The organism is Qipengyuania sp. SM2512 (genome assembly GCF_054954005.1).
In genome coordinates this window covers 1,140,056-1,165,800 of the sequence record NZ_CM143134.1, presented here as the reverse complement: position 1 = coordinate 1,165,800, position 25,745 = coordinate 1,140,056, and the positions used below count along the sequence as shown (strand labels likewise).

Below are 25,745 nucleotides of genomic sequence, written 5' to 3'. Positions count from 1 at the left end.
GACAAGACATGGGCGAGATGACAGACAAAGCCAAGGGTATCGCAAACGAAGCCGCCGGCAACACCAAGCAGGCCGTGGGCAATGCGACCAACGATCATTCGATGACCGCCGATGGCAAGGCCCAGGAGCGCAAGGGCGAAGCCCAGAACCTCAAGGGCGAAGTCAAGGGCGCGCTCGGCAACAAGGTCTGAATCCGGACCTTCGGACCGAGACGTTTCGAGAAGAAGGCTCGCGGGAAACCGCGGGCCTTTTTCGTGCCTGGCCGCCATCGCAAAGCGCCGACCGATTCAAACTTCGCCAGCGCAAACCGGGTGTTAACCATCTTGGCCGATAGTCCGGACTGCAACAGGGGAGTGCCGACATGGCCATTGCAGCGACGGCATCGGGTACCATTGCGGAAATGCGCGAATTCGCCGGCTTCACCGCCGCCGAGCAGCGCTATATCCGCCGCAGCCTCGACATCGGGCTCGGCCGCTGCGACGCGTTCCAGATCTGGGGTCGCAACGCGGGCGAGAACGCCGGCATCCGCAGCCAGTATGTCGCTTATCAGGAACTCAAGACGCTGCGGCAGTCGATCCCGACCGCAACCGGTTTCGACGCGGTCGAGGGCTTCGTCGGCAAACTGACCCGCGTGGCCGCCTTCGATCTCGCGCAGGAGCGGATCGACTGCTTCTCCGCCTTCCGCTTTCTTTACGAGCGCCTGCTTGGCGCCGATTCGCGGCCGTGGCTGCCCAGCGCCTTCTGCGCCGCCGCCGCCTTGCCGCAGATTCAGCCCCAGCGTCGCAAGCTCTTGCTCCAGTCGCTCAGCGAGGCCGCGGCGACCGCGCCCGGCTGGTCCGACAGGGCCCCCCGGTTCTATCCGGAATATATCGAGGAAATCGCCGCCTAGCGCCCTTCCGGCGGGTCGTGCCGCCTACGCCTTGTAAAGGCTGTCGAGCCGCTGCTGGTAGCGCTCCTTGATCTTGTGCCGCCGTATCTTCAGGCTCGGGGTCATTTCCTCGTTCTCGATGGTGAAGGCCTCGTCGGCGAAGGCGAACTGGCGAACCTTCTCGACCACCGAGAGTTCGCGGTTCACCCGGTCCAGCGCGTCGCGCACTGCGGTGCGAAATTCCGGATCCTGCTGCAGCTTCTTGAAGTCGAATGCCTTGCCCATGGCGGTGGCCCATTCGAGCGCCCACTCGGCATCGGGTACGATCAGCCCGACGATATAGGGTCGCCGGTCGCCGGTCACCATCGCTTGGGCGATTTCGGGCTGGAGCGTGAGCATGCCCTCGACCTTCTGCGGCGCGACATTGTCGCCCTTGTCGTTGACGATCATGTCCTTCTTGCGATCGGTGATGACGATCCTGCCATGTTGGTCGATGTGGCCGATATCGCCGGTGTGCAACCAGCCAGCCTGGATCGTCCGCTCGGTTTCGGCCTTGTTCTGCCAATAGCCGTGCATCACCAGCTCGCCGCGGCAGAGGATTTCGCCATCCTCGGCGATGCGGATCTCCACCCCGCGCATCGGCGGACCGACGCTGTCCATCGCAATGCCGGCCGAGGGACGATTGCAGCTGATGATCGGCCCGGCCTCGGTCTGGCCGTAACCCTGCAGGACGGTCAGCCCCATCGAGCTGAAGAAGGTCCCGACCTCGGGGTTGAGCGGCGCGCCGCCCGAAACCATCGCCTTGAGCCGCCCGCCGAAGCGCTGGCGGATCTTGGGGCGCAGCAGCTTTTCCAGCACCAGATCGCGCGCGCCATCGCCGAATTTGCGCTTTCCCGCCACCCGCCGCTCGCCCAGCGCGAGAGCGCTGTCCATCAGCTTCGCGGCCATTCCGCCCTGCTTGGTGACCTGCTTGATGATGCGGGTGCGCAGCACCTCGAACAGCCGCGGCACGACCACCATGACGGTGGGGCGCGTCTCCTCGATATTGGCGGCGAGCTTGTCGAGACCCTCGGCGTAATAGATCTGCGCGCCCACCGAGATCGGCAGATATTGTCCGCCGGTGTGCTCGTATGCGTGCGACAGCGGGAGGAAGGAGAGGAAGCGTTCCTCCTCGCCAAGGCCGAAATCGTCGATCAGCACTTCGGCTGCGCCTGCGACATTGCACAGGATCGCGCCGTGATGCTGGAGCACGCCGCGCGGTGCGCCGCCGGTGCCGCTGGTGTAGATGATGCAGGCGGTATCGCCGCGCCCGATCGCGGCGATCCGCCGGTCGACCGCTTCGCGCGCCGCCGCGGCGTCGCCCTGTACCAGATCGCTGAAGCTGTGCGCCTGGAGATCGCCCGCCTGATATTGCCGGATGCCGTCGAAGGAGATGATGTGTTCGGCCATCCCGGTGCGCATCATTGCGGGCAGCAGCGGCTGCGACAGTTTCTCGCTCGAGACGATGACCGCCCTCGCGCCGGAATTGTCGAGAATATGCGCGTGATCGCGCTCGGTGTTGGTGGTGTAGGTCGGGACGGTGATGCAACCCGCCGCCATGATGCCGAGATCGGCGATGCACCATTCGGGCCGGTTCTCGCTGACGAGGCAGACCCGGTCGCCCGCCTCGAGCCCCATCTCGCGCAGTTTCTCGGCCAGCAGGCAAACCCGGTCGGCGGCTTCGGCCCAACTGATGGTGCGCCATTCGCCCGCGGATTTCCCGCCCAGGAAGGGCGCATCGCCCTTTTCGTCGGCGCGCTTGAGGAACAGTTCGACGAGACTGTTCGCCGCATCGATATCGGACAGCATCCGGCCTGGCTCCCTATTCTCTTTTGTCTTGGCAGATCGACTGCGTCGCGCGGCTTAGGCGGCTGGCCGGTTTACGGCAAGTGGCGGGCGCCCCGGCGGCGCGTCAAGGTACGGTGACACCGAGGTCGATCCGGGGATCGCGCGCCGCTTCCCAGATAGCACCCTCGCGCTTGATCGCGCCGCCCTTGAGCGCGGCCTCGCGCGCGACCACCTTGGCATGGCCGAGTGCCTCGAGCGCGGGGATCGCGGTCTCGAGCCAGGTTCCTTCCTCGACCATCACCGCGTCGCCGAAAGCCATGATGAAGGGCAGGCCGAGCGCTTGTTTGGCCGAAAGGGCGAAATCCACGACGCCGATGATGCCGCGCGCGGTCTGCACGGGGATCGTCGGTCCGCCCGCGGCGCCGATCACCAGCACCGGGCGCCCCTGCGGGTCCCAGACCACGGTCGGTGCCATCGAGCTGCGAGGGCGCTTGCCCGGCTCGACCCGATTGGCGACCGGAACACCGTCGATGGCAGGATTGCGGCTGAAATCGGTGAGCTCGTTGTTGAGATAGAAGCCCCCCGCCATCAGGCCCGAGCCGAACACCCCCTCGATGGTGGATGTGTAGCTGATCATGGTGCCGGCGGGATCGACCGCGGCGATGTGGGAGGTGCCGTGCTCTTCGGGTTCGTCGCCATCAGCGAGCGCGATATCCGCACCAGCAGGGCGTCCAGGCCTCGCCTCGGCAAGGCTGGTCTCGATCGAGATGAGGTCGCTGCGGTGCGCCAGATAGGCGGGATCGATCAGCCCGGCGACCGGGACCGAAACGAAATCGCTGTCGGCGATGTACAATTCGCGGTCGGCATAGGCGAGCCGCTGCGATTCGACGAAAAGATGCCAGGTCTGCGGATTGAACGCGCCCAGCCCCCCGAGATCGAATCGCTCGAGCTGTCCGAGAATTTGAAGCACCGCGATCCCGCCCGACGATGGCGGACCCATCCCGCACACCCGGTAACCGCGATAGGACCCGCAGACGCCATCGCGCTCGACGGCGCGGTAGCCGGCGATATCGCCGGGCGTCATTGCCACGTCGTGCGGAGTCTTGGCGGCAACCGTCGCGGCGATCTCTTTGGCGATTTCGCCGCTGTAGAAGGCTGCTGCGCCCTCCGCCGCGATCCGCTCGAGCGTCTGCGCCAGCTGCTCGTTGCGGACGAGATGTCCGGCCGGGTAGGGCTGGCCGGTCTCGTCGTAGAACAGCGCGCGGGCGCTCGGCACGGCTCCTGCGCGCTCGGGCGTATCCTGCAGATAGGCCGCGAGCCGCAAATTGATCGCAAATCCGCCGCGTGCGAGTTCGATCGCCGGTTCGAACACCGTTGCCCAGGGCAGCTTGCCGAAGCGGCCGTGGGCCTGCGCGGCGAGCGCAATATTGCCCGGCACGCCCACGCTCAGCCCGCTCAGGACGCTTTCCATGAAGGGCGGCACGCTGCCGTCCTCGGCGAGAAACCACTCGGGGGTCGCGCCCGCGGGCGCGGTCTCGCGGCCATCGATTGTCTCGATCCCGCCATCGGCGGTGCCGCGGACATAGAAACCGCCGCCGCCGATGCCCGAGCTTTGCGGCTCGACGACGGTCAGGGCCAGCATGGTCGCCAGCGCGGCGTCGGTGGCGCTGCCACCTTGCCGGAGCATCGCCATCCCCGCCGCCTGCGCGCGCGGGTCGGCGGCACTGACGCTGCCGATGAAAGGCAGTTCGGTGGGCGGGGATGACTGGGCGGTCGGCGGCGCGGGAAGCTGGGCAGAGGCGGCGCTCGCAAGCGAGAGCGGCAGGGCGAGCGTGGCGAGAAGGCGGGTAATCATCCCCGCCTGCTATTCGCTCCCGACCGCTTCCGCAATCGTGGCGAAACCGTCGCGGCGCATCAGCCGCTCCATGCCGCGCACCATCTTTCGGGCGAGGCCGGGTCCCTGATAGACCAGCGCCGAATAGAGCTGAACGAGGCTGGCACCGGCGCGGATCCGTGTCCAGGCGTCCTCCGCGCTGGCGATGCCCCCCACCCCGACCAGCGGAATCGCGCCGCCGGTGGCGCTGCGAAAATCGCGCAACCGCTGCAGCGCCATGTCGCGCAAAGGAGCGCCCGAAAGTCCTCCCGTCTCGGCAGCATGATGCGAGCGCAAGGCGGGCCGCGCGATGGTCGTGTTGGAGACGATGAGCGCGGCCAGATCTAGATCGAGCGCGATGCGGGCGATGGCGTCCACGTCCGCGGGTTCGAGATCAGGCGCAACCTTGAGAAAGATCGGCGGGCCGGCTTCTCCGCAGGTGTCGCGGCGCGCTGCGATCACCGCATCGAGCAGGCCGGTCAGCGCGCCCTCGTCCTGCAGCGCGCGCAGGCCCGGCGTGTTGGGGCTGGAGATATTGACCGCGAGGTAGTCCGCCAGCGGCGCCATCAGCCGCGTTAGCTGCGCATAATCGGCGATCCGGTCGGTGCTGTCCTTGTTGGCGCCGATATTGACCCCGACCACGCCCGGACGGTCGCGGCGGGCCACGAGCCGCCGCGCGACGACATCGCCGCCCTCATTGTTGAACCCCATCCGGTTGATCACCGCGCGATCCTCGGCCAGCCGGAACAGGCGCGGCCTGGGGTTGCCGACCTGCGGGAGCGGGGTGACCGAGCCGATCTCCGCGAAGCCAAACCCCAGCGACAGCAACGCGTCGGGCACTTCGCCGTTCTTGTCGAAACCTGCGGCGAGGCCCACCGGGTTGGGAAAATGCAGTCCGGCTACCGTGTTGGCCAGCGGTCCGGCAGGGGCGGGACCGCGGCGCGGCATGACCTTGAGCGCCGCGACCGTGAGGCGATGGGCCCGCTCGGGGTCGAGCGCGAAGACGGCCGGGCGGACGAGGTCGAACAGCATGGCGCCGCCTATGGGCAAAGCGGTGCACGGTGTCGAGCGGGTGCGGATCTGGCCCGGTGTGTTGGGGGCGGAATGCGGCTGTCGTTTGCATACAATCGAAAACATCCGAACTGGCGTAACACTCTGCTTGCGACCCGAAGGGCCCGACGCCGTTGCGGCGGGTTCCTCTACTGAAAGGGCGGTCTCCTCGGGGGCCGCCCGCTTTTTTCGCCCGCGTCCTCCTGCACTGCCGAATTTGCTGCGCCGATTTGGGCAAGACTGGCAATCGCTTAGGTTTTGCGCCATGCCCTTGTACAAATACGCCAAGGGGAATTGAGCGATGCGTTTCAGACAGGTGGGAATTTCGATAGCGGCGCTGGCCTTGGCCTCCTGCGCCACCACGCCGGGCGCGAGCGATGATGTCGCGATTGCCGCGCCGCAGCCCGATCAGGACCTGGGGCAGCTGTTCGAATCCTACGATGCGCAGCAACTTGCCCTCTCGCCGCTCTCAAAGGCCTATCGCGGCATCCGCGACGAGGATTACAGCCGCTGGGGCGATTTCTCCGACGCGGCCGAAGCGCGCGAGGAAGAACTGTTGCAATCCACCGCTGCGACGATGCGCGCCAACTATGATCTTGCGCAGTTGTCGCGCGAGGATGCGCTCAGCTACCGGCTGTTCGATGCCATGGCGCAGCGCAGCGCGGCGCTGTTCCCGTTTCGCGACTATGGCTATGTCTTCGACCAGATGCGCGGCGCGCAGAGCCAGCTGCCCGCCTTCCTGATCAACATCCACCGCGTCGACAGCGCCGAGAGCGCGCAGGCCTATGTCAGCCGGATCGCGGGGCTGGGCGAAGTGATCGACACGCTGACCGCCGAATCGCGCGAGCGCGCCGCAGCCGGGGTGATGCCGCCCGACTGGGTCTATCCCTATGTCGTCTCGGATATCGAGAACCTGCTCGCGGCAGGCGACGACAACGCGATTCTCGAGGATTACCGCAAGAAGGTCGCCGCGCTCGACGCTGGCGAGAGCGCAGGGGTCGAGCCGGGAGCCGCGACCCGCGCCTGGAACGCCAATGCCCGCCCCGCCTACCAGCGGCTGCTCGCGGAGATGAAGCGGCAGCAGGCGATCGCGCCGACGCAGGACGGGATTTGGCGCTTCCCGCAGGGCGCGCAATATTACGAGGCGCTGCTCGCCAATTACACCACGACGGATCTCACCCCCGACCAGATCCACCAGATCGGCCTGGACAATGTCGCGCGCATTCATGACGAGATGCGCGCCATCATGGCGCAGGTCGGGTTCGAGGGCACGCTGCAGGAATTTTTCGAATTCACCCGCACCGACGAGCGTTTCTATTACGACAACCGCGAGGCCTATCTCGCCGATGCCGAAGCCAAGCTCGACGCGATGGAAGAGCGTCTGCCCGAGTTCTTCTCGACGCTGCCAAGCGATCCGCTGGTCATCAAGCCGGTCGAGGCCTTCCGCGAGAAGAGCGCGGGCAAGGCCTTCTACCAGCGTCCCGCGCCCGACGGTTCGCGTCCGGGCACCTATTACGTCAATCTCTACAATCTGCGCGACATGAGCAAGAACGAGCTCGAGGCGCTCGCCTATCACGAAGGCCTGCCCGGCCATCACCTCCAGCTCTCGATCCAGACCCAGCTGGGGGATGTTCCCCCGTTCCGCCGCTTCGGCGGGGTGACCGCCTATTCCGAAGGCTGGGGGCTCTATTCGGAGGAGCTGGGCAAGGACATGGGCTTCTACACCGATCCCTATTCCGATTTCGGCCGGCTGGGGATGGAGCTGTGGCGCGCCGCGCGGCTGGTGGTCGACACCGGGCTGCACCACAAGCGCTGGAGCCGCGAGGAGGCGATCCAGTACCTCACCGACAACACCCCCAACCCCGATGGCGACATCCGCAAGGCGATCGAGCGCTATATCGTCTATCCGGGTCAGGCGACCGCCTATATGATCGGCAAGCTCAAGATCATGGAGCTGCGCGAGCGGGCGCAGGCGCGGTTGGGTGACGAATTCGACATTCGCGCCTTCCACGATGTGATCCTGACCAGCGGTCCGGTGCCGCTGTCGATTATGGAGGAGAATGTCGACGCATGGATCGCCGCGGAGGGCGCGGGATAGGGATCGCCGATGCCGGGGGCGGGGGCAGCACAGGGCGGGCAGGGGCAACTGACCCCCGCCAACCGCTTTGCGATCGATTATCTGGGCGTGTCGCCCGAGCTCAGCGACTACGTCACGACCTTCTATCACTTTCGCTGCGATGACGAGAAGGTCAGCGATATCCAGCCCGCGGCGATCGGCCATCTGAGCCTTTTCCCTCTGGGCGAAGGCGAGATGGGTCTGCCCGAGGGCGGGGTCGACCCTTCGCACCGGGTCAATCTGCTCACTCCCTTCTCGCGCGCCGCGCCGTTCCGCGTCGACGGACCGTTCCACGCGATCGGCGCCGCGCTCAGCCCGCTGGGCTGGGCGGCGCTGACCGGGTTGTGCGCCAAGACCCATGGCAACAGGCTTTATCGCGCGGACGACTGGCTCGACTCCATGCTGGTCGAAACCTGCCAGGCGCTGTGCGCCGCCTATCGCGCCGGCGAAAAGGACGCGGCGCAATGCGTGGCGGAGATGGGGCCGGCGATGCTGGCGGCGATGCAGCCGCTCAAGCCCGGCCATCCCGAGCTCATCGCCGCGACCAACGCTTGGCTGGCGGGCGATTTCCTCCCCGAGATCGACGTGCTCTACGCCGCCTCGCCCTATTCGCGCCGCCAGACCCAGCGGCTGGTCGAGCGCTATTTCGGCCTCTCGCCGGTGGCGCTGCGGCGCAAATACCGCGCGCTTCGCGCCGCGACGCTGCTCTCGCTCCCCAGCCTGACGATCGAATACGAAGCGCAGATCGGCCAGGCCTTCTACGACCAGCCGCATATGATCCGCGAAATCCGGCTGTTCGCGGGGCGCACCCCGGCGCGGATCGTCGATCCGAGTTCGCCCTATCTCACCGAGATGCTCAACAAGAAGAACCTGCGCCAGGTCGGCCTGCCGATTGGTTCCGACGAGGATGCTAACGACTCGCAAGAGTCGAAAACGGCTTGAAAGCGCGCCTTTGCGACCATAGGTGCTCAATCGGAACGATTTAGTCCGATTTGAGAACCCGATTGACGATGCGCCTCTCCAACCTTGCCGATTATGCCGTGGTCGCCATGTGCGCGGCGGCCCGCCATTGCGGCGGGGGGCGGACCAGCGCGGCCGCGCTGGCGGCGGAAACGGGCCTCCCGGTGCCGACGGTGCAGAAGCTGGTCAGCAAGCTCTCGGCAGCCGGCCTGCTGCGCTCGACGCGCGGTTCGGGCGGCGGATTGCAGCTCGCGCGCCCCGCGGCCTCGATCAGCGTCGCCGATATCGTTGAGGCGGTCGAAGGTCCCATTTCGCTGACCGCCTGCGCCGATGGCGGCGAGTGCAATGTCGATGCGCTGTGCAGCGTTCGCCCGCACTGGCCGATGATCAACGAGGCACTGCGCGGCACGCTCGCAGGCATCCCGCTGACGCAGCTTGCGGGCCAGCCCGCAAGCGGCAAGCCCCCGTCCCGGAATCCTGCGCACCCCATCACCGCGGCCCCGTCGCGAGCCACCCAATGACCGCCCAGATGACCGACCAGATGACCGAAAGCCCGACCATGACCGATACCCTCGACCTCCAGGACCAGGACGCCCGCGATGCCGCCGCCCGCGCCGCCGACTACGAGCACGGCTGGTCGTCGGATATTGAGCAGGATTTCGCCCCCAAGGGGCTGAACGAGGACACCGTCCGCTTCATCTCGGCCAAGAAGAACGAGCCGCAATGGATGCTCGACTGGCGGCTCAAGGCCTTCCGCCTGTGGCAGGAGATGGAGGAGCCCGACTGGGCCAAGCTCGGCTATCCCAAGATCGACTACCAGGACGCGTTCTATTATGCCGAGCCGCGCGCCAAGCCCAAGCTCGGCTCGCTCGACGAGCTCGATCCCGACATCAAGGCGGTCTACGACAAGCTGGGGATCCCGATCGCCGAGCAGGAAGTGCTCGCCGGGGTCGAAGGCGCGCGCAAGGTCGCGGTCGATGCGGTTTTCGATAGCGTCAGCGTCGCCACCACCTTCCGCAAGGAGCTGGAGAGCGCTGGTGTGATCTTCCGCTCGATCTCCGAGGCGATCCGCGAATATCCCGAGCTGGTGAAGCAGTGGCTCGGCAAGGTGGTGCCGCAGCGCGACAATTACTTCGCCACGCTCAATTGCGCGGTCTTTTCCGACGGCACCTTCGTTTACATCCCCGAGGGCGTGCGCTGCCCGATGGAGCTCAGCACCTATTTCCGGATCAATGCGGAGAACACCGGCCAGTTCGAGCGAACGCTGATCATCGCCGAGAAGGGCAGTTATGTGTCCTATCTCGAAGGCTGCACTGCGCCGATGCGCGACGAGAACCAGCTCCACGCCGCGGTGGTCGAGCTCGTGGCGATGGACGACGCCGAGATCAAATACTCCACCGTCCAGAACTGGTATCCCGGCAATGCCGAGGGCGTCGGCGGGATCTACAATTTCGTCACCAAGCGCGGATTGTGCCAGGGCGCGCGCAGCAAGATTTCCTGGACCCAGGTCGAGACCGGCAGCGCGGTGACCTGGAAATACCCCTCCTGCGTCCTCAACGGCGAGGACAGCGTCGGCGAGTTCTACTCGGTCGCGGTGACCAACAATCACCAGCAGGCCGACACCGGGACCAAGATGATCCACAACGGCTCGGGCAGCCGCTCGACCATCGTCTCCAAGGGCATTTCTGCCGGCAAGAGCAACAACACCTACCGCGGCCTCGTCCGCGTTGGCGCCAATGCCGAGAATGTGCGCAACCGCACCGAATGCGACAGCCTGCTGCTGGGCTCGCAATGCGGCGCGCACACCGTGCCCTATATCGAGGTCAAGAACCCCAGCGCGCAGATCGAGCACGAGGCGACCACCAGCAAGATCTCCGACGACCAGCTGTTCTACGCGCAGCAGCGCGGGCTCGACGAGGAAGAGGCGATCGCGCTGATCGTCAACGGCTTCGCCAAGGACGTGATGAAGCAATTGCCGATGGAATTCGCGGTCGAGGCGCAAAAGCTGTTGGCGATCTCGCTCGAGGGGAGCGTTGGGTGATTACTGCGCTGTTATTGCCATTGATCCTCGCAAGTGACGCCGCGGCTGCATCTTCCGAAACGATCTCCGCGGAGCCGGCATCCTTTTTGCCTTTAGCTGAACGCGGTCTGGGGTTTGAGGGGTATGCAAAATGTCTTGGGTCCCGTGCCGAGCATATCGGCCTGGGAACTAGTCTTGCGGTCGATGAGGTCATCGACAGGGCGATCGCTGAATGCAAACAGGTGCGCAGTGCCGCAGAAGAAACCATGATGACGGAAGGGTCGGCCTTCCGCGCTTTGGTTGGGGAGCATGCTCCCCGAACGTTGGATCACGAGTTCTTCGCAACCAAAATCCCAGCGTTCTTGGATGATTTGGAAGAGAGCTTCACAGTCAACGCTGCCTCAGCTCTTGCCGAGCAACGAGCTTCGGACAGCTATGATCCGACCACTTACATGTCCCGCTACGATCGAGATGCCGAAGCTGGAAAAGCCCCCCAGGTAGAGCCGAATGACTGACCGCAAGACCCTCAACCTCCGCTCGCCATCCGAGCAGGACGACGCCGGCCCCACGCTCAACAAGAAGGGCCGGGGGTGGAAGATTTCCGAAACCCGGCTCGATGTGTTGCATGACCGTGCGCGCGAGATGAAGCGGCATTCATCCGAAGCGCACAAGGCGCTGGCCGAGCGTTTCGCCATGGCCGATTTCGGGCGCCACAAATTCACCCGCCACGCGGTAGTCGGATCGGCGATCGTCGATTTCAACTGCCACACGCTGGGCCTCGCGATCGCGATCGACGAGGACGACACCCCCGAAGCGCTCGCCACCCGCCGCGACAAGAGCCTCCACGCGGTCGGCATCCGCGTGATCCACATCCCCGCCGCCGATATCCTCTCCGATCTCGACGCAGTGACCGCCATGATCGGCGACGCGATGCGCAAGCGAATCGCCGAAAAGCAGCAGGCGCGCCGGGAGAGCCGACCATCCCCCCGCTCGTCTTCCCTTCCCCGCAGTCGCGGCGCTTACGCCCCCAAGGATCGATAGGAGATCGCCGTGCTTACCCCCGCGATACTGACAATCGGTGCCATCTTCGCGATCGCGCAGCAATCGAGCGAGAACGTCACCGCGCTCTACCCCGAGGACCGCGAAACCTGGGTGCTCGAGTATCCGGCGGTGATCGCACCCTATGTCGAGGATTACTATAGCTGCCTGAAGGGCGGCTCCTACGCCATCGGGCGAGGCCGCGAATTCGAAGTGCAGTATCGCGAGGATATCCCGCGCTGCGCCGACGAAGCCGCCCGGTTCGAGCAGGCAGCGCTCCGGCGACTGGCGGATTCCGCCAGCGGTGCCGAGACGACGCCTGGCGATGTCGCGCAAATCTTCGAGACCGTCCGCGGGCTTCATGTGGCGCGCGGTCGGAGTCTCGACCAGACCATCGGCACCAATCTGCGCCAGTCGGAAACCTATCGCGCGAGCCGCGGTCAGGCTGCGGCGACCGCACCCGAATCGAGCGCCTGCGTCGCTGCGATCCGCACGTTGATCGGGCGGCGCGACGCCTTCGTCGCTGCAGGTTCTGCGAAGATCGAGGCGCGTTATGCCAAGGATGAATTCAGCGACGAAGATCGCGCAGCCTTCGCCAATTGGACCAACGAGGTTTCGCGCTTTGCCGCGATGATCGCCTTCGAACGCAGTCGCTGCCCGGCTTCGGATTACGTCGATCTGACCGCCAACGCCGGATCCGCAGCTGCCTCCCCTCTCGCCCCCACCGACGGATGACGCGGTTTCGCGCCCGATCCCACCAATGAACGAAAGTCCTATGTCCCAGCCAATGCTCCAGATCGACAACCTCTCCGCCGAAATCGGCGGCACCAAGATCCTCGATGGCCTCACGCTCAGCGTGGGGGCGGGTGAGGTGCATGCCATCATGGGCCCCAACGGTGCGGGCAAGTCGACGCTGGCCTATGTGTTGGGCGGACGACCCGGCTACGAGGTCACCGGCGGCAGCGTGCGGTTCCAGGGCGACGATCTGCTCGACATGGAGCCGCACGAGCGCGCCGCAGCCGGCATGTTCCTCGGCTTCCAGTACCCGGTCGAGATACCCGGGGTCTCCAACGTCCAGTTCCTGCGCGAGGCGCTCAATGCGCAGCGCAAGCACCGCAGCGAGGAGCCGCTCACCGGCGGCGAATTCCTCAAGCTCGCCAAGGAGAAGGCCGCGCTGCTCAAGCTCGACATGGACATGCTCAAGCGCCACGTGAACGTCGGCTTCTCGGGGGGCGAGAAGAAGCGCGCCGAGATGGTCCAGATGGGCATTCTCGATCCCCAATTCGCGGTGCTCGACGAGACCGACAGCGGGCTCGACATCGATTCGCTGCGCGTGGTCGGCGACGGGATCAACGCGATCATGCGCCAGCCTGGCAAGGGCGTGCTGCTGATCACGCATTACCAGCGGCTGCTCCAGGTGGTGCAGCCCGACTACGTCCATATCCTCAGCCAGGGGCGGATCGTGAAGACCGGCAGCGCGGATCTGGCAAACCAGCTCGAGGCCGAGGGCTACGACCGGGTGATGGCCGCATGAGCGAAGCCGCGACCCGCCCCACTCGTAGAGACGAAGCCTGGCGCTATTCGGCGGTCGAGGCGCTCGAGGGCGTCGATCTCGACGTCTGGCGCGAGATCGACATCGCACCCGGCGAAAGCTGGAGCGAGGTCATCGTAATCGAGGACGGTGCCGACACCGCCCCGACCGAGCTGCGCCGACTGCGGATCAACGTCGGCGAAGGCGCGCGGTGCGAGGTCTTCGCCATCGCTGCCGCGGGTGAATTCGCCCGAATCGAGATCGAGGTCCGGATGGGCCGCGGCGCGCATTTCGAGATGGGCGGGATCACCGTGGGCGGGCGCGACACGGTGCGCGAATTCGTCACCCGCGTGATCCATGCCGAGCCCGAGGCGACCAGCAACCAGACTGTGCGCAGCGTCCACTGGGGCAAGGGCACGGGCAATTTCCTCGGCAGCATCGATGTGGTGCGCGATGCGCAGAAGACCGATGCGGCGCAGGATTTCAAGGGGTTGCTGCTCGACCGCGGCGCCAGCGTCAACGCGGTGCCGCAGCTCGAGATCTTCGCCGACGACGTCAAATGCGCGCATGGCGCCACCGTGGGCCAGCTCGACGAGACCGCCCGCTACTACATGGCCGCACGCGGCCTGCCGCCCGAACTGTCGCGGCGGCTGCTGGTTCAGGCTTTCATCGGCGATGCGCTGGTGGGGCTGGATGGCGACGAGACGCGCGAGCGGTTGATGCGGGTCGCGCTCGACAAGCTGGACAAGCATCTGTGAACGCGAACCCATCTTTGCGTCCCCGCGAAGGCGGGGACCTCGATCGGGGGAGCGCCAGTATGCCCGAGGCCCCCGCCTTCGCGGGGACGCACCTTAAGGCCGATTTCCCCGGCATGGTCACTGCCGACGGCAATCCCTGGCACTATCTCGACACCGCCGCCACCGCGCAGAAACCGCAGGCGGTGATCGACGCGATGAGCAATGCGCTGGGCCGGAATTACGCCACCGTCCATCGCGGCGTTTACGGCCGCAGCGCGGAGATGACGCTGGGCTACGAAGCCGCACGTCGGAAGGTTGCGGAGTTCATGCGCGCCGCGAGCGATAACGAGATCGTCTTCGTGCGCGGCGCGACCGAGGGCATCAATCTGGTCGCGCAATGCTGGGGCATGGCGAACTTGCGCGAAGGCGACCGGATCATGCTCTCGCAATTGGAGCATCATTCCAACATCGTGCCATGGCAGATGGTGGCCGAACGCACCGGTGCCGCAATCGACGTCTGTCCGCTGACCGAGGACGGGCGGATCGATCTGGATGCACTCGAGACAATGCTGACCCCGCGCCACAAAATGGTCGCGCTGGCGCATCTCTCCAACGTGCTGGGCTCTGTGCTCGACGCCCGCCGCGCCGCCGATCTGGCGCATGGCGTGGGCGCGAAACTGCTGCTCGACGGCTGTCAGGCCGCTCCGCGCATGAAGCTCGACATGGCCGCGCTCGGTTGCGACTTTTACGTGTTCTCGGGGCACAAGCTCTACGGCCCCACCGGCGTCGGCGTCCTCTGGGCGCGCGAGAGCCTGCTCGAGGCGATGCCCCCGTGGCAGGGCGGCGGGGCGATGATCGAACAGGTTTCCTTCACGCGCTCGACCTACGCTCCGCCGCCGCAGCGCTTCGAGGCGGGCACACCGATGATCGCCGAGGCGATCGCGCTGGCCGCCGCGATCGACTATCTCGCGCCGTTCGATCTGGACCAGCTGTTCGCGCACGAATCCGCGCTTGCCCGCCAGACCCGTGACATGCTGCGCAGCTTCAATTCGGTGCGCCTGTTCGGCCCCGAGGATTCGGCGGGAATCGTCTCCTTTGCCATCGAGGGGGTTCACCCGCACGATCTGGGCACCATATTGGACGAGGAAGACGTCGCGATCCGCGCCGGGCATCACTGTGCGCAGCCGCTGATGGAACACCTCGGGGTTCCCGCCACCGCACGCGCCAGCTTCGGCCTCTATTCGGACGAAGCCGATATCGCCGCCCTCGCCCGCGGGATCGAACGCACGCTCAAGATATTCGCCTAGGAAAGCCGTTATGAACAAGCCCAGCGACGACCAGGATTTCATCGCCGCCCCCGCTCCGAACGAGCAGGTGCTGCAAAAGCCGCCGCGCGCGCGGGTCGAGGACGCCGTCGATCCAGACGCCGCCCCCGTCGCTGAAGCGCCGCGCGAAAAGCTCGAGCGCAAGCGCGACTATCTCGAAGGCTTCCTCAAGCAAAAGCCCGAAGCCATGCAGGCGGGCGAGCCGGGCGGCGAACTCTACGAGGCGGTGGTCGCCGCGATCCGCGAGATCTTCGATCCGGAAATCCCGGTCAACATCTACGATCTCGGGCTGATCTACGGCGTCGAGGTCTCCGCCGACAATGATGTGGTGGTCAATATGACGCTCACCACGCCGCACTGCCCGGTGGCCGAATCGATGCCGGGCGAAGTCGAATTGCGCGCCGCCAGCGTGCCCGGCGTGCGCGATGCGCAGGTCAATCTGGTCTGGGACCCGCCGTGGGGCCCCGACAAGATGTCCGACGAGGCACGGCTCGAACTGGGGATGCTGTGATGGCCGAATCCACCCTGAGGAAACGCCCCGCCGCGGTCGAATTGACGCAGCGTGCCGAAGCGCGCGTCGCCGAGCTGATGGCCAAGGCGCCCGAGGGCTCGATCGGGGTCAAGCTGTCGACGCCGCGGCGCGGCTGCTCGGGACTCGCCTATTCGGTCGATTACGTCACCGAGGAAGCGCCCTTCGACGAGAAGATCGAGACGCCGGGCGGTGTGCTGTACATCGACGGGGCGAGCGTGCTCTATCTCGTCGGCAGCACGATGGACTGGGTCGAGGACGATTTCACCGCCGGTTTCGTCTTCGCCAACCCCAACGCCAAGGGCGCGTGCGGCTGCGGCGAAAGCTTCATGGTCTAGCGCTAGGCGCTAGATGGGATGACATGAGGCGGAATCCCCCCTCCCCTCGGGGAGGGGCCGGGGGTGGGGGAGCGCGCCGCAGGTGCGCGTCCTAGCCATCGGCGTGGTACACCCCCACCCGGCCTCCCCCTCAAGGGGGAGGAGAAGATCGGGCCAATCAAAAGTCATTTCGGCTCTAGCGTCTGAGCGCCGCCACGCAGGCGGCGCGATCGACATCGATCCCGTCGCTGGCCCGCCTTGCATCGACATAGGTCGCGCTCGGCTCGGCTCCCGGGCGGAGCGGGTAGAGATAGACGTCGAGCACGCAGGCCTCGCCGCTGAACTGCAGCTTGAGCGCATCGCCCTCCTGAACTTCCAGCCGCGGCGGCCCGAACACATTGGCAAGCGCGGTGGCGTTCCGGCCGACGACCGTTTCCAACCCGGGCAATTGCATCACGCGCGGCGCGATAAAGCCGCCGGTGCTGGGCGCGACCTGGGGACGAGACGGCGTCATCGGCGGGGGTGCCTCGCCGCGCACCGGCGGACGCTGCGCCTGCGGCGTGGTGGCGGGCGCGGTGACGCAGCCGGCCAGCAGGGTGAGCGCGAGCAGCGCGGCTCCGGTTCTAAGCATGGGTTTGTCTTCCGCGATGGACGAGATGGGTGGCGCTCGCCGCGCCGAGCACGGGAGCGAGAAAATTGACGAAGGGCACCGCGAGCAGCGCCGCGACGAGCCCGCCCAGCACGAAGCGCGCCGGCCCGCCGATGGGCGCGGTCTCCTCTGCGGTTCGGCGGTGGCGCAGCCAGACCATGTCCTGCAGCTCGCGTCCCAGCAGCAGCGCATTGGCGAGCCAGAACACCAGCGCCGGCCCGACTCCGGTGAACAGCAGCACCAGCGCGAGTGGCGAGACCGCCAGATTGACCAGCAGCGCGCGCCCCGTCGAGCGCAGGCTGCCGCGCAAGGCTGCGGCGAAGGAAAGCTCGGGCACCGCGGCGGCGGCGGGATAGTGCCGCGCCTCGACCGCGCGGACCACATCCTCGGCGAAGAATTGCAGCACCGCCAGCGCCACCAGCCGGAACAGCAGCCAGCCCGCGATCAGCACCGTCAGAACCGCGAGCAGCGTGCCGAGACCCGAATCCTGGCCCAGCCCCAGCCAGGCGAGACCTGCGTCGAAGGCGAAGCTGGCACCCCAGCCGAGCAGAGCGAAGATCCCCAGCGTCACCGCCAGGCTCTTGCCGAGCACCTTGAGGATTGCGGGATCGCTCAATTGGCCGACCGACAGGGCAAGGGCGCGGGGGAGCGAGGTCATCAGAGCGCCAGCGATTGGCCGCGCCGCCCGCGCAAGTCAACGCCGCGCTTGGCGCGCCGGGGACGAGCCGCTAACGGGCCACGACAAAGCGCAATCTACCGGAGCCTGCATGACCGACCCCCGCTACGACGTAATCGCCATCGGCAACGCCATCGTCGATGTGATGGCCCCCTGCGAGGATGCGCTGATCGAGGAACTCGGGCTCAATCGCGGCGGGATGACTCTGGTCGACACCCCGCGCGCCAACGAGCTCTACGACGCGATGGGTCCGGCGCGGGAGATTTCGGGCGGATCGGCCGCCAACACGCTGGCGGGGATGTCGGCGCTGGGCGCGCAATGCGCCTTCATCGGCCAGGTCGCCGACGACCAGTTGGGGCAGATCTTCGGCCACGACATTCGCGCCGGCGGGATCGATTTCGATACCCCGCCGCGCGCCACCAGCAATGATGAGAGCAATCCGCCCACCGCGCGCTGCCTGATCTTCGTCACCCCCGATGGCGAGCGGACGATGAACACCTTCCTCGGCGCCAGCCAGTTCCTGCCCCCCGCCGCGCTCGACGACGAGACCATCGCCAGCGCCGCGATCCTCTATCTCGAGGGCTATCTGTGGGACCCCCAGGAACCGCGCCGCGCGATGCGCCGCGCGATCGAGGTCGCGCGCAACGCCGGGCGAAAAGTCGCCTTCACCGCGAGCGAGAGCTTCGTGATCGAGCGCCATGGCGACGATTTCCGCCAGCTGATCGAGGACGGGATGATCGACATCCTGTTCGTCAACGAGGGCGAGCTGGCGACGCTGACCGGGGAAGCGACCTTCGAGGACGGCATCGCCGCGCTCGAGGACAAGGTCCCGGTGCTGGTCGCGACTCGCGGTCCCAAGGGCGCGATCGCGATCGCGGACGGCAAGCGCGCCGAAACCGAAGCAGAACCGGTTGAGCGCGTGGTCGACACCACCGGCGCAGGCGATCTCTTCGCCGCCGGCTTCCTCACCGGCCATGCGCGCGGCGAACCGCTCGAGAAATGCCTGCGAATGGGCGCGATCTGCGCCGCCGAAGTCATCAGCCATTACGGCGCGCGGCCCGAGGCGGACCTCAAGGCGCTGGTCGAAGCGGGTACCGCCTGAGGCGAGGCGCCCCGCGCTATCCGGCGGACTCGTTCGCCTCGCGCCGGATCTCGCGCCAGCCGATGTCGCGGCGGGAGAAGCCTTCGGGAAAATCGATCGCGTCGACCGCGGCATAGGCTGCGGCCTGCGCTGCGGTGACCGACGCGCCCCTCGCGGTGACGCTGAGGACGCGTCCGCCGGTCGCGATGAGGCCGCCTTCGCGCGCAGCAGTCCCCGCGTGGAAGACCTTCGCGCCGCCGGCCTCGGCCTCGCCCAGCGCGATCGCGCCTCCCTTCCTCGGGGTCGCGGGATAGCCCTCGGCGGCCATCACCACGGTGAGCGCGTAGTCGTCGGCGAATTCGGGGGCGGGCGCCTCGGCCAGCCGTCCTTGCGCGCAGGCCAGCATCAGCTCGCCCAGATCGCTCTCCAGCCGCATCATTAGCACTTGGCATTCGGGATCGCCGAAGCGGGCGTTGTATTCGATTAGCTGCGGGCCGTCGGGCGAGAGCATCAGCCCGGCATAGAGCACGCCCGAATAGGGCATGCCCGCCGCCCGCATCGCGGCTACAGTAGGCTCGATGATATCCGCCATCACCCGCGACTGGAGCCGCTCGTCGAGCACCGGGGCGGGCGAATAGGCGCCCATCCCGCCGGTGTTGGGTCCGGTATCGCCCTCGCCGACGCGCTTGTGGTCCTGCGCGCTGCCGAAGGGGACGATCGTGGTGCCATCGGTGAGCGCGAAGAAGCTCGCCTCCTCGCCGGTCAGGAACTGCTCGATCACCACCTCGGAGCCCGCGCTGCCGAACTGGCCGTCGAACATGTCCGCGAGCGCTTCCTGCGCCTCTTCGCGGGTCTCGGCGATCACCACGCCCTTGCCCGCCGCCAGCCCGTCGGCCTTGAGCACGAAGGGCGCGTCGAAGCTCTTGAGCGCGCCCCAGGCCTGTTCGAGCGAGGTCGCGCGGGCGTAGCGCGCGGTCGGAATCCCGGCGCGGATGCACAGATCCTTGGTGAAGCCCTTGCTGCCCTCGAGCTGCGCCGCCTCGCGCGACGGGCCGAACACCGCGACGCCCAGCGCGCGCAAATGGTCGCCCAGCCCCGCCACCAGCGGCGCCTCGGGGCCGATCACCACCAGCCCGATGTCCTGCTCGCGGCAGAAGCTGCCGACCGCGTCATGGTCGCCGGCGTCGAGATCGACGCATAGGGCGTGGTCGGCAATCCCCGGATTGCCCGGCGCGGCGTAAAAACTGTCCCCGGCAGCGGCCAGCAGGCGGGATTGCGCCAGCTTCCACGCCAGCGCATGTTCGCGCCCGCCCGACCCCAGCAGAAGGATATTCATGGCGAGCGATTCTCCGGATGACGATGGAACTGATGCCGGGCTCGTAGCGCGCAGCGGCGACGGCGACAACGCGCAGCCCTATTCGATCAGCGAGATTTCCTCGCTGCTCAAGCGGACGGTCGAGGACCGCTTCGGCTTCGTGCGGCTGCGCGGCGAACTCTCGGGGGTCAAGCGCGCCGCCTCGGGCCATCTCTACGCCGCGCTCAAGGACGACAAGGCGGTGCTCGACGCGGTGATGTGGCGCGGCAATTGCCAGCGGCTGCCCTTCGCCCCCGAGGACGGGCTCGAGGTCATCGCCACCGGCAAGCTGACGACCTTCCCCGGGCGCTCCAAATACCAGATCGTGATCGAGCGGATGGAGCTGGCGGGCGAGGGCGCGCTGCTGGCGCTGCTCGAGCGGACCAAGGCGCGGCTCGAGGCCGAGGGGCTGTTCGCATCCTCGCGCAAGCGCGCGCTGCCCTATCTGCCGCGCACGATCGGGGTGGTGACCTCGCCCACCGGCGCAGTGATCCGCGACATTCTCCACCGGCTGGCGGACCGTTTCCCCAGCCGCGTCATCGTCTGGCCGGTGCTGGTGCAGGGCAAGGGCTCGGCGGACCAGCTGGCCGCGGCGGTGCGCGGCTTTTCCGACCTGCCGGAGGGCCACCCCGACCGCCCCGATCTCGTCATCGTCGCGCGCGGCGGCGGCTCGATCGAGGATCTGTGGAGCTTCAACGAGGAGGTGGTGGTGCGCGCCATCGCCGAGTGCTCGATCCCGACGATCAGCGCGGTCGGGCACGAGACCGACACCACGCTCGCCGATTACGCCGCCGATCGCCGCGCGCCGACCCCGACCGCCGCCGCCGAGCTGGCGGTGCCGGTGCGCGCCGAACTCGCCGCGACGCTGGCGGATCTCGCGCACCGTCAGCGGCAATGCGCACTGCGCCCGGTGGCGCTGGGGCGCGAGCGGCTCGAGGCGCGCGTCGGACGGCTGCCCAGGCCCGAGGCGCTGCTGCAGGGGCCGGCGCAGCGGCTCGACGATGCGGGCGAGCGGCTACGCCGCGCGCTCAGGGACCGCGCGGGCAAGGGTCGCGAGGCGCTGGGACTGCTGCGGCTCTCGCCCGCGATGCTGCAGCGCGGGTTTCGCGACGCGCGGCTGGCACTCGATCGCCAGCGGCTCGACCCGGCGCTGGTCGTCCGACCGATCGCCGAACGGCGCGCGGCTCTCGACGCGCTGGCGCGGCTGGCGGAGCAATTGCACCCCGACCGACCGCTCGAGCGCGGCTATGTTCGCGTCATGGACGGCGCCGGGCGGACGCTGACCCGGCGCGCCGATGCCGCTGCGCAGGACCGGCTGGTGCTCAAGTTCCACGACGGCGAACTGGGCGCAACTCCCCAGGGAGCCGAAGGTCCCAAGCCCCGGTCATCGCCCCCGTCCCCGGGCAAGCCGGCCCGCGCGAAGCGATCATCGGAACCGCCCAGACGACAAAGCGATTTGTTCGAGTGAGCGCAGCTTGCTAGGGCACCCCTCATGTTGATGTCATCGGAACGCAATTCGGGCAGCGAAGCCAAGCTGCATTACGGCCCCAACGGCTTTCGCGTGCTGCGCACCGGCCAGCACGTGGTCTGCGGGGTGAGCGGACGGGCGATCCCGCTGGAGGAGCTGCGCTACTGGAGCGTGCACCATCAGGAAGCCTATGCGAGCGCGGAGTTCGCTACCCAACGGCTGAAACCGTGATCCGGCGCCTTGCGGGCGCGTCGCTGCTGACCCTTTTCGGGCTCGCCGCCTGCACCACCGCCGACGAGCGGGCTCCGGTGCCCGAACCGAAGCAGACCAGCGTGGTGCAACCCGTCCGCGCCCCCGTGGAAACCCGCGCTCCCACACCCGCTCCCTCTCCGGCCCCGTCGCGGCCTGAGGTCTTCAGTTTCGACGGCGAATTAACGCAAGGGGGCTGGATCCGCGGGAGAGTTCCCCCGGGCACGGTCTCCGCCACGCTGGAGGACACCGAACTCGCGTTCGACGAAGAAGGCTATTTCTTCGCGGCTTTCGATCGCGACGCGGCCACGCAGGCGGTGCTTGCCGCCACGCTTGGCGACGGGCGCGTGATTCGCAGTCCCGTCGCGGTCGCCCCGCGCGACTGGAACCTCGAGCGCGTCGATGCCGCGCGCCGCCCCGGCAGCTCGTCGGAGGCCTTTCGCCGACGCCGCGCACCCGAACTCGAGCGGATCTATCTTGCGCGCCAGCAGGAAACCGGGGCTCAGGGCTGGCGGCAGGATTTCGTCTGGCCGGTGCGCGGGCGCATCTCGGGGCGGTTCGGGTCGCAGCGGATCTACCGCGGCGAGCCGGGCAGCTATCACACGGGTCTCGACATCGCGACCGGCGAGAGCGGCACGCCTTTCGTGGCACCCGCGGACGGGGTGGTGGTGCTGGCGGTCGACAATTTCAGCCTCGAGGGCCAGCTCCTGATCATCGATCACGGGCAGGGGCTCAACAGCGCCTTCCTGCATTGCTCGCGGATTCTTGTGCGCGAGGGCGAGCGGGTCCGGCAGGGCCAGCACATCGGCGATATCGGCGCCTCGGGCAGGACGACGGGTCCGCATCTTCACTGGGGGCTGACCTGGCGCGATTCGCGGCTCGATCCGCTGCTGTTCGTCGGCGAAGGCTGATTTCCGTCCGCGGGGCGCCGCTGCGGCGCAGGATTTTGGTGAGCGCATTTTCGGCAGGGATGCTGGTGCTCACCTGGTGGCGCGCCGACATCCTGCCGATCGATCCCGCGGCGCCCGTGACCGCCGAACTGGTGGCGCAGGGAAGCGCAGAGGCGGGCGCCCCCGATTCGCCGCTGGCGCTGGTCGGGGTCTGGCATCTGGACAGCGAAACCCGCGATTTCGGCGGCTATTCGGCGCTGATCGCGCTGGCCGACGGATCGCTTCTGGCGGGCAGCGACACCGGCACGCTGCTCGGGATCGACAATCCGGGGAGCGCGGCGATGCGCGGACACTACCCCGAACTCGCGGTCACCGAGGGGCGCGACAAGCGCGATGCCGATCTCGAAGCGCTGACTCTGGACCGCGCGAGCGGGACGATCTGGGGTGCCTATGAGAGCAGCAACGCGGTCGAGCGCTATTCGGCCGGGCTTGAGCGGCTGGCACGAGTGAAGCCCGCGAAGATGCAGCGTTGGCCGTCGAACGGCGGTCCGGAGGCGATGGTCCGCCTCGCCGACGGGCGCTTCGTCGTGCTCGCCGAGGTGAGCCGGCGCTCGACCGCCCGCGGCCACCCGGCGGTGCTGTTTTCGGGCGATCCGACTCTGGGCCCGGCTTTGGCCAACGAGGGCGTGTCCTTCGCCTTCGCCGTCCCCGAGGGGACGCGCCCGGTGGATATGACGCAGCTCCCCGATGGCACGGTGCTGGTGCTGCTGCGCAGCGTCGAATGGTATCTCCCGCCCCGCTTCGGCAGCGCGATCGCGGTGCTCGATCCTGCGGGAATCGAGGAGGGCGCGCTGTGGCGTCCGGACCGCGTCGTTGCGCTGCCCGAGCGCGTCCCGCAGGAGAATTACGAGGGGCTGGCGGTCGAGCCCGGCGCGCCGGGCAGCCAAGGCGCCCCGCGCCTGTGGCTGATCTCGGACGACAATCTCAGCGGCTTCCAGCGCACCCTGCTGGTCGCGCTCGACTGGCGCGGGTAGCCGGCCACGCGAAAGGGCGCGCGGAATCCCGCACGCCCTTCAGCACAACCAAGCGGAAACGAAGCGCGCTTAGGCGGCTTCGGCGGTAGCCGCGGCGGCCGACTTCTTGAGCTCACGCTTCACCTTGAGCGCGCGGTCGCTGAGCTTGATGTCGCTGGTCTTGAGCAGCCAGTTGTCGAGCCCGCCATTGTGCTCGACCGAACGCAGGCCCTGCGTCGAGACGCGGAACTTGAAGCTGCGGTCCAGTCTCTCGCTCATCAGCGTGACGTTCTGGAGGTTGGGCAGGAAGACCTTCTTGGTCTTGTTGTTGGCGTGGCTCACATTGTGGCCGACCTGTCGGCCCTTGCCCGTCAGTTCGCAGATGCGCGACATGATAAATCTCTCATTCGAATGTTGCCGCAGAGCCTGAGCCTGCAGTGACTGTACAGAACCGGCCTGTCCCGGAAAGCGGCGCGCTTAGCGCTGGCTGTGCGAATCGTCAAGGCGGGGTTTGATCTTGCCAAGCCTCCCGACCGGCTCTAGCCGAAGACCGTCACCAAGGAGAGTCTGATGAACAAGTTCTTTTCCGTAGCAATTCTCGCCGGTTCGGCGCTGAGCCTCGCAGCCTGCGATGTCGACCAGACCGAAGAAGGCAGCATGCCCGAAGTGAGCGTCGAAGAAGGCAACATGCCCGAATACGACGTCGAGCCCGTCGACGTCCAGGTCGAGACCGGCACCGAAACCCAGACCGTCGAAGTCCCGACGCTCGATGTCGACGTCAACCAGCCCGACGCCGAAGGTACGCCGGCCACCGGCGACGAATAAGCCTGTCTCCGGCCCGACACTAGGCCCCCCGCAAGGAAGGCCCGCAGTGTTCGGCCGGCAGCATATGGATTGCGCGCTCGAAATGGCGCGCGCCGCCGGCCTCGCCGGCGAAGTCCCGATCGGTGCGGTCGTCGTCAAACACGGCCGCATCGTCGGTCGGGGCGGCAACAGCCCGCGCACCGATCACGATCCGACCGCGCATGCGGAGATCGCGGCGATCCGCGCCGCCGCCGCCCAGCTTGGCCAGGAACGGCTGACCGATTGCGAATTGTGGGTCACGCTCGAACCCTGCGCCATGTGCGCGGGAGCCATCGCGCATGCCCGGATCGCGAGGCTCTATTACGCCGCCCCCGACCCCAAGGGCGGCGGGGTCGAACACGGCGCGCGGGTGTTCGATCATCCGCAGTGCCTGCACCGGCCCGAGGTCTATTCCGGCATCGCCGAGCAGGAGGCTGCGGAACTGCTGCGCGCCTTCTTCAGGGAGCGGCGCTAGCGCGGGATCACACAAGATTGAATCTCCCCTCCCCCGGGGAGGGGCTGGGGGTGGGGGAGCGCGCCGCAGGCGCGCGTCTGCCCCATCGGCGCGGTACACCCCCACCCAGCCTCCCCCTCAAGGGGGAGGAGCAGATCAAACCAAGGTCGTTCTTCTCGAGCTAGAGCCCGCGCCAGATGTTCAAGGCAGCATCGTCCGCCGGCCCGAAGCGCGCGGCATCGCAGGCGGCGGGTCGGAACCGCCGGTCGTAGCACAGCCGCACTTCCTCCAGCCAGCCGCGCTCGTTCGCCTTGATCCCTACTGCATCCTTGCGCCAGCCGCGGTTCGCGGCGACGAAGACCTCGCGCAGATCGCCCGCACTCAGCGCTTCCTTGCGCGACAACCGGTCGAGATCGGGCCAGCGCAGCGAATCGAACAGGATATTGCTGACCCGGAAATAGGTCCGCGGGGTGCGCGCCATGCAGGCGCCGTGCTTGGCCCATTGCCGCGCCGCCAGCCGCGCCGAGGGGCTGCGGCACAGCTGCGCGGCGAGCTGCGCCCCGGTCGGCCGCGCGCTGCTCGGGCACCATTGCGGCCAGAAGCGCGCGCTCTGCGGCCACAGGCCATGCAGCACGAAGCCGAACCGCCCCTCGCGGCGCGAGCATTGCCGCGCATGGCTGCGCTGGCCGGCGCGCGGTTTGCAGAACTCGGGCGACCAGCTCAGCGCCATCGTATAGCCGGTGACCGGCGCGGTGCGGATCGGGCCGTCGCGGCTGATCTCGGGCGCTGTGGCGGTGGCCGGGACCCGGCACTGATAGGCCTGCGCGGCGAGCGGGCTCGCGCAGGCGAGCAGCAGCAAAGGCGCCGCGCGGATCAC

Annotated in this window: 29 protein-coding genes; 21 read left to right on the top strand and 8 right to left on the bottom strand. The window is 67.5% G+C overall.

Annotation, left to right across the window (positions count from 1 at the left end):
• The first annotated feature begins 8 nt into the window (after nt 1–8).
• Nucleotides 9–191 carry a CsbD family protein gene (locus tag ACQ5J0_RS05920; RefSeq protein ID WP_462569611.1) on the top strand — a complete coding sequence of 61 codons (183 nt, stop codon included), beginning with the start codon at nt 9–11 and terminating at the stop codon, nt 189–191.
• Nucleotides 192–361: 170 nt separating this feature from the next.
• A complete protein-coding gene (locus ACQ5J0_RS05915; protein ID WP_462569610.1) occupies nt 362–889 on the top strand; it encodes a hypothetical protein in 528 nt (175 codons plus the stop codon).
• A gap of 24 nt (nt 890–913) precedes the next feature.
• Here the strand turns inward: ACQ5J0_RS05915 and ACQ5J0_RS05910 are convergent, their stop codons facing one another.
• From ACQ5J0_RS05910 to ACQ5J0_RS05900, 3 genes are all read right to left on the bottom strand, one after another.
• Nucleotides 914–2,716 (bottom strand): AMP-dependent synthetase/ligase, encoded by a 1,803-nt coding sequence (locus ACQ5J0_RS05910; RefSeq protein ID WP_462569609.1) that lies wholly within the window; start codon nt 2,714–2,716, stop codon nt 914–916.
• Between the two features lie 103 nt (nt 2,717–2,819).
• The gene (ggt, locus tag ACQ5J0_RS05905; protein WP_462569608.1) at nt 2,820–4,550 is read right to left on the bottom strand and encodes a gamma-glutamyltransferase; all 1,731 of its coding nucleotides are present in this window, start codon (nt 4,548–4,550) and stop codon (nt 2,820–2,822) included.
• A gap of 9 nt (nt 4,551–4,559) precedes the next feature.
• A complete protein-coding gene (locus ACQ5J0_RS05900; protein WP_462569607.1) occupies nt 4,560–5,600 on the bottom strand; it encodes a quinone-dependent dihydroorotate dehydrogenase in 1,041 nt (346 codons plus the stop codon).
• Between the two features lie 319 nt (nt 5,601–5,919).
• Between ACQ5J0_RS05900 and ACQ5J0_RS05895 the strand changes: the two genes are divergently transcribed.
• The 12 genes from ACQ5J0_RS05895 to ACQ5J0_RS05840 all read left to right on the top strand — a co-directional run bounded on the left by ACQ5J0_RS05895 (nt 5,920) and on the right by ACQ5J0_RS05840 (nt 16,212).
• Nucleotides 5,920–7,716: a DUF885 domain-containing protein gene (locus ACQ5J0_RS05895; protein WP_462569606.1), complete on the top strand. Its 1,797-nt coding sequence runs from the start codon at nt 5,920–5,922 to the stop codon at nt 7,714–7,716.
• Nucleotides 7,717–7,725: 9 nt separating this feature from the next.
• Complete coding sequence (locus ACQ5J0_RS05890) at nt 7,726–8,676, top strand: helix-turn-helix domain-containing protein (RefSeq protein ID WP_462569605.1); 951 nt, start codon at nt 7,726–7,728, stop codon at nt 8,674–8,676.
• A 68-nt stretch (nt 8,677–8,744) separates the two neighbouring features.
• Nucleotides 8,745–9,215, top strand: a complete 471-nt coding sequence (locus ACQ5J0_RS05885) for an SUF system Fe-S cluster assembly regulator (RefSeq protein WP_462569604.1) — start codon at nt 8,745–8,747, stop codon at nt 9,213–9,215.
• Nucleotides 9,216–9,253: 38 nt separating this feature from the next.
• On the top strand, nt 9,254–10,735 hold the full coding sequence (gene sufB, locus ACQ5J0_RS05880; RefSeq protein WP_462570064.1) for a Fe-S cluster assembly protein SufB: 1,482 nt from the start codon (nt 9,254–9,256) through the stop codon (nt 10,733–10,735).
• On the top strand, nt 10,732–11,229 hold the full coding sequence (locus tag ACQ5J0_RS05875) for a hypothetical protein (protein ID WP_462569603.1): 498 nt from the start codon (nt 10,732–10,734) through the stop codon (nt 11,227–11,229). The genes sufB and ACQ5J0_RS05875 overlap by 4 nt, the downstream gene beginning before the upstream one ends.
• Nucleotides 11,222–11,755, top strand: coding sequence for an endonuclease domain-containing protein (locus ACQ5J0_RS05870; protein ID WP_462569601.1), 534 nt, complete (start codon nt 11,222–11,224; stop codon nt 11,753–11,755). The genes ACQ5J0_RS05875 and ACQ5J0_RS05870 overlap by 8 nt, the downstream gene beginning before the upstream one ends.
• Nucleotides 11,756–11,764: 9 nt before the next feature.
• On the top strand, nt 11,765–12,487 hold the full coding sequence (locus ACQ5J0_RS05865; RefSeq protein ID WP_462569600.1) for a hypothetical protein: 723 nt from the start codon (nt 11,765–11,767) through the stop codon (nt 12,485–12,487).
• Nucleotides 12,488–12,539: 52 nt separating this feature from the next.
• Entirely contained in the window at nt 12,540–13,286 is a 747-nt protein-coding gene (sufC, locus tag ACQ5J0_RS05860) for a Fe-S cluster assembly ATPase SufC (protein WP_462569599.1), read from the top strand.
• The gene (locus ACQ5J0_RS05855) at nt 13,283–14,041 is read left to right on the top strand and encodes a SufD family Fe-S cluster assembly protein (protein WP_462569598.1); all 759 of its coding nucleotides are present in this window, start codon (nt 13,283–13,285) and stop codon (nt 14,039–14,041) included. Before sufC ends, ACQ5J0_RS05855 begins: the two co-directional genes overlap by 4 nt.
• Before the next feature lie 59 nt (nt 14,042–14,100).
• Complete coding sequence (locus ACQ5J0_RS05850) at nt 14,101–15,327, top strand: cysteine desulfurase (RefSeq protein WP_462569597.1); 1,227 nt, start codon at nt 14,101–14,103, stop codon at nt 15,325–15,327.
• 10 nt (nt 15,328–15,337) lie between these two features.
• Entirely contained in the window at nt 15,338–15,856 is a 519-nt protein-coding gene (locus ACQ5J0_RS05845) for an SUF system Fe-S cluster assembly protein (RefSeq protein WP_462569596.1), read from the top strand.
• Nucleotides 15,856–16,212 carry a HesB/IscA family protein gene (locus ACQ5J0_RS05840; RefSeq protein ID WP_462569595.1) on the top strand — a complete coding sequence of 119 codons (357 nt, stop codon included), beginning with the start codon at nt 15,856–15,858 and terminating at the stop codon, nt 16,210–16,212. The genes ACQ5J0_RS05845 and ACQ5J0_RS05840 overlap by 1 nt, the downstream gene beginning before the upstream one ends.
• Before the next feature lie 175 nt (nt 16,213–16,387).
• On the opposite strand, the gene ACQ5J0_RS05835 is transcribed toward ACQ5J0_RS05840, so the two are convergent.
• Both ACQ5J0_RS05835 and ACQ5J0_RS05830 read right to left on the bottom strand, forming a co-directional pair.
• A complete protein-coding gene (locus tag ACQ5J0_RS05835) occupies nt 16,388–16,822 on the bottom strand; it encodes a hypothetical protein (RefSeq protein WP_462569594.1) in 435 nt (144 codons plus the stop codon).
• Nucleotides 16,815–17,498 (bottom strand): EI24 domain-containing protein, encoded by a 684-nt coding sequence (locus tag ACQ5J0_RS05830; protein WP_462569593.1) that lies wholly within the window; start codon nt 17,496–17,498, stop codon nt 16,815–16,817. Before ACQ5J0_RS05830 ends, ACQ5J0_RS05835 begins: the two co-directional genes overlap by 8 nt.
• A gap of 109 nt (nt 17,499–17,607) precedes the next feature.
• On the opposite strand from ACQ5J0_RS05830, the gene ACQ5J0_RS05825 reads away from it, so the two are divergent.
• Nucleotides 17,608–18,618: an adenosine kinase gene (locus ACQ5J0_RS05825; protein ID WP_462569591.1), complete on the top strand. Its 1,011-nt coding sequence runs from the start codon at nt 17,608–17,610 to the stop codon at nt 18,616–18,618.
• Nucleotides 18,619–18,634: 16 nt separating this feature from the next.
• Here ACQ5J0_RS05825 and purD read toward each other — a convergent pair whose 3' ends face one another.
• Complete coding sequence (purD, locus tag ACQ5J0_RS05820; RefSeq protein WP_462569590.1) at nt 18,635–19,933, bottom strand: phosphoribosylamine--glycine ligase; 1,299 nt, start codon at nt 19,931–19,933, stop codon at nt 18,635–18,637.
• Between purD and xseA the strand changes: the two genes are divergently transcribed.
• From xseA to ACQ5J0_RS05800, 4 genes are read left to right on the top strand one after another with little or no spacing between them, the layout of a single operon-like run.
• On the top strand, nt 19,932–21,419 hold the full coding sequence (gene xseA, locus ACQ5J0_RS05815) for an exodeoxyribonuclease VII large subunit (RefSeq protein WP_462569589.1): 1,488 nt from the start codon (nt 19,932–19,934) through the stop codon (nt 21,417–21,419). The genes purD and xseA overlap by 2 nt on opposite strands.
• A 24-nt stretch (nt 21,420–21,443) precedes the next feature.
• Complete coding sequence (locus ACQ5J0_RS05810) at nt 21,444–21,650, top strand: DUF2093 domain-containing protein (RefSeq protein WP_462569588.1); 207 nt, start codon at nt 21,444–21,446, stop codon at nt 21,648–21,650.
• Nucleotides 21,647–22,579 (top strand): M23 family metallopeptidase, encoded by a 933-nt coding sequence (locus tag ACQ5J0_RS05805; protein WP_462569587.1) that lies wholly within the window; start codon nt 21,647–21,649, stop codon nt 22,577–22,579. The genes ACQ5J0_RS05810 and ACQ5J0_RS05805 overlap by 4 nt, the downstream gene beginning before the upstream one ends.
• 38 nt (nt 22,580–22,617) lie before the next feature.
• Nucleotides 22,618–23,592 (top strand): esterase-like activity of phytase family protein, encoded by a 975-nt coding sequence (locus ACQ5J0_RS05800; protein WP_462569585.1) that lies wholly within the window; start codon nt 22,618–22,620, stop codon nt 23,590–23,592.
• A gap of 69 nt (nt 23,593–23,661) precedes the next feature.
• Here the strand turns inward: ACQ5J0_RS05800 and rpmB are convergent, their stop codons facing one another.
• A complete protein-coding gene (gene rpmB / locus ACQ5J0_RS05795) occupies nt 23,662–23,964 on the bottom strand; it encodes a 50S ribosomal protein L28 (protein ID WP_462569584.1) in 303 nt (100 codons plus the stop codon).
• Between the two features lie 177 nt (nt 23,965–24,141).
• On the opposite strand from rpmB, the gene ACQ5J0_RS05790 reads away from it, so the two are divergent.
• Nucleotides 24,142–24,396 carry a hypothetical protein gene (locus ACQ5J0_RS05790; protein WP_462569583.1) on the top strand — a complete coding sequence of 85 codons (255 nt, stop codon included), beginning with the start codon at nt 24,142–24,144 and terminating at the stop codon, nt 24,394–24,396.
• A 64-nt stretch (nt 24,397–24,460) separates the two neighbouring features.
• Nucleotides 24,461–24,889 (top strand): nucleoside deaminase, encoded by a 429-nt coding sequence (locus ACQ5J0_RS05785; protein WP_462570063.1) that lies wholly within the window; start codon nt 24,461–24,463, stop codon nt 24,887–24,889.
• A gap of 160 nt (nt 24,890–25,049) precedes the next feature.
• On the opposite strand, the gene ACQ5J0_RS05780 is transcribed toward ACQ5J0_RS05785, so the two are convergent.
• Complete coding sequence (locus ACQ5J0_RS05780; protein WP_462569582.1) at nt 25,050–25,745, bottom strand: ribonuclease T2 family protein; 696 nt, start codon at nt 25,743–25,745, stop codon at nt 25,050–25,052.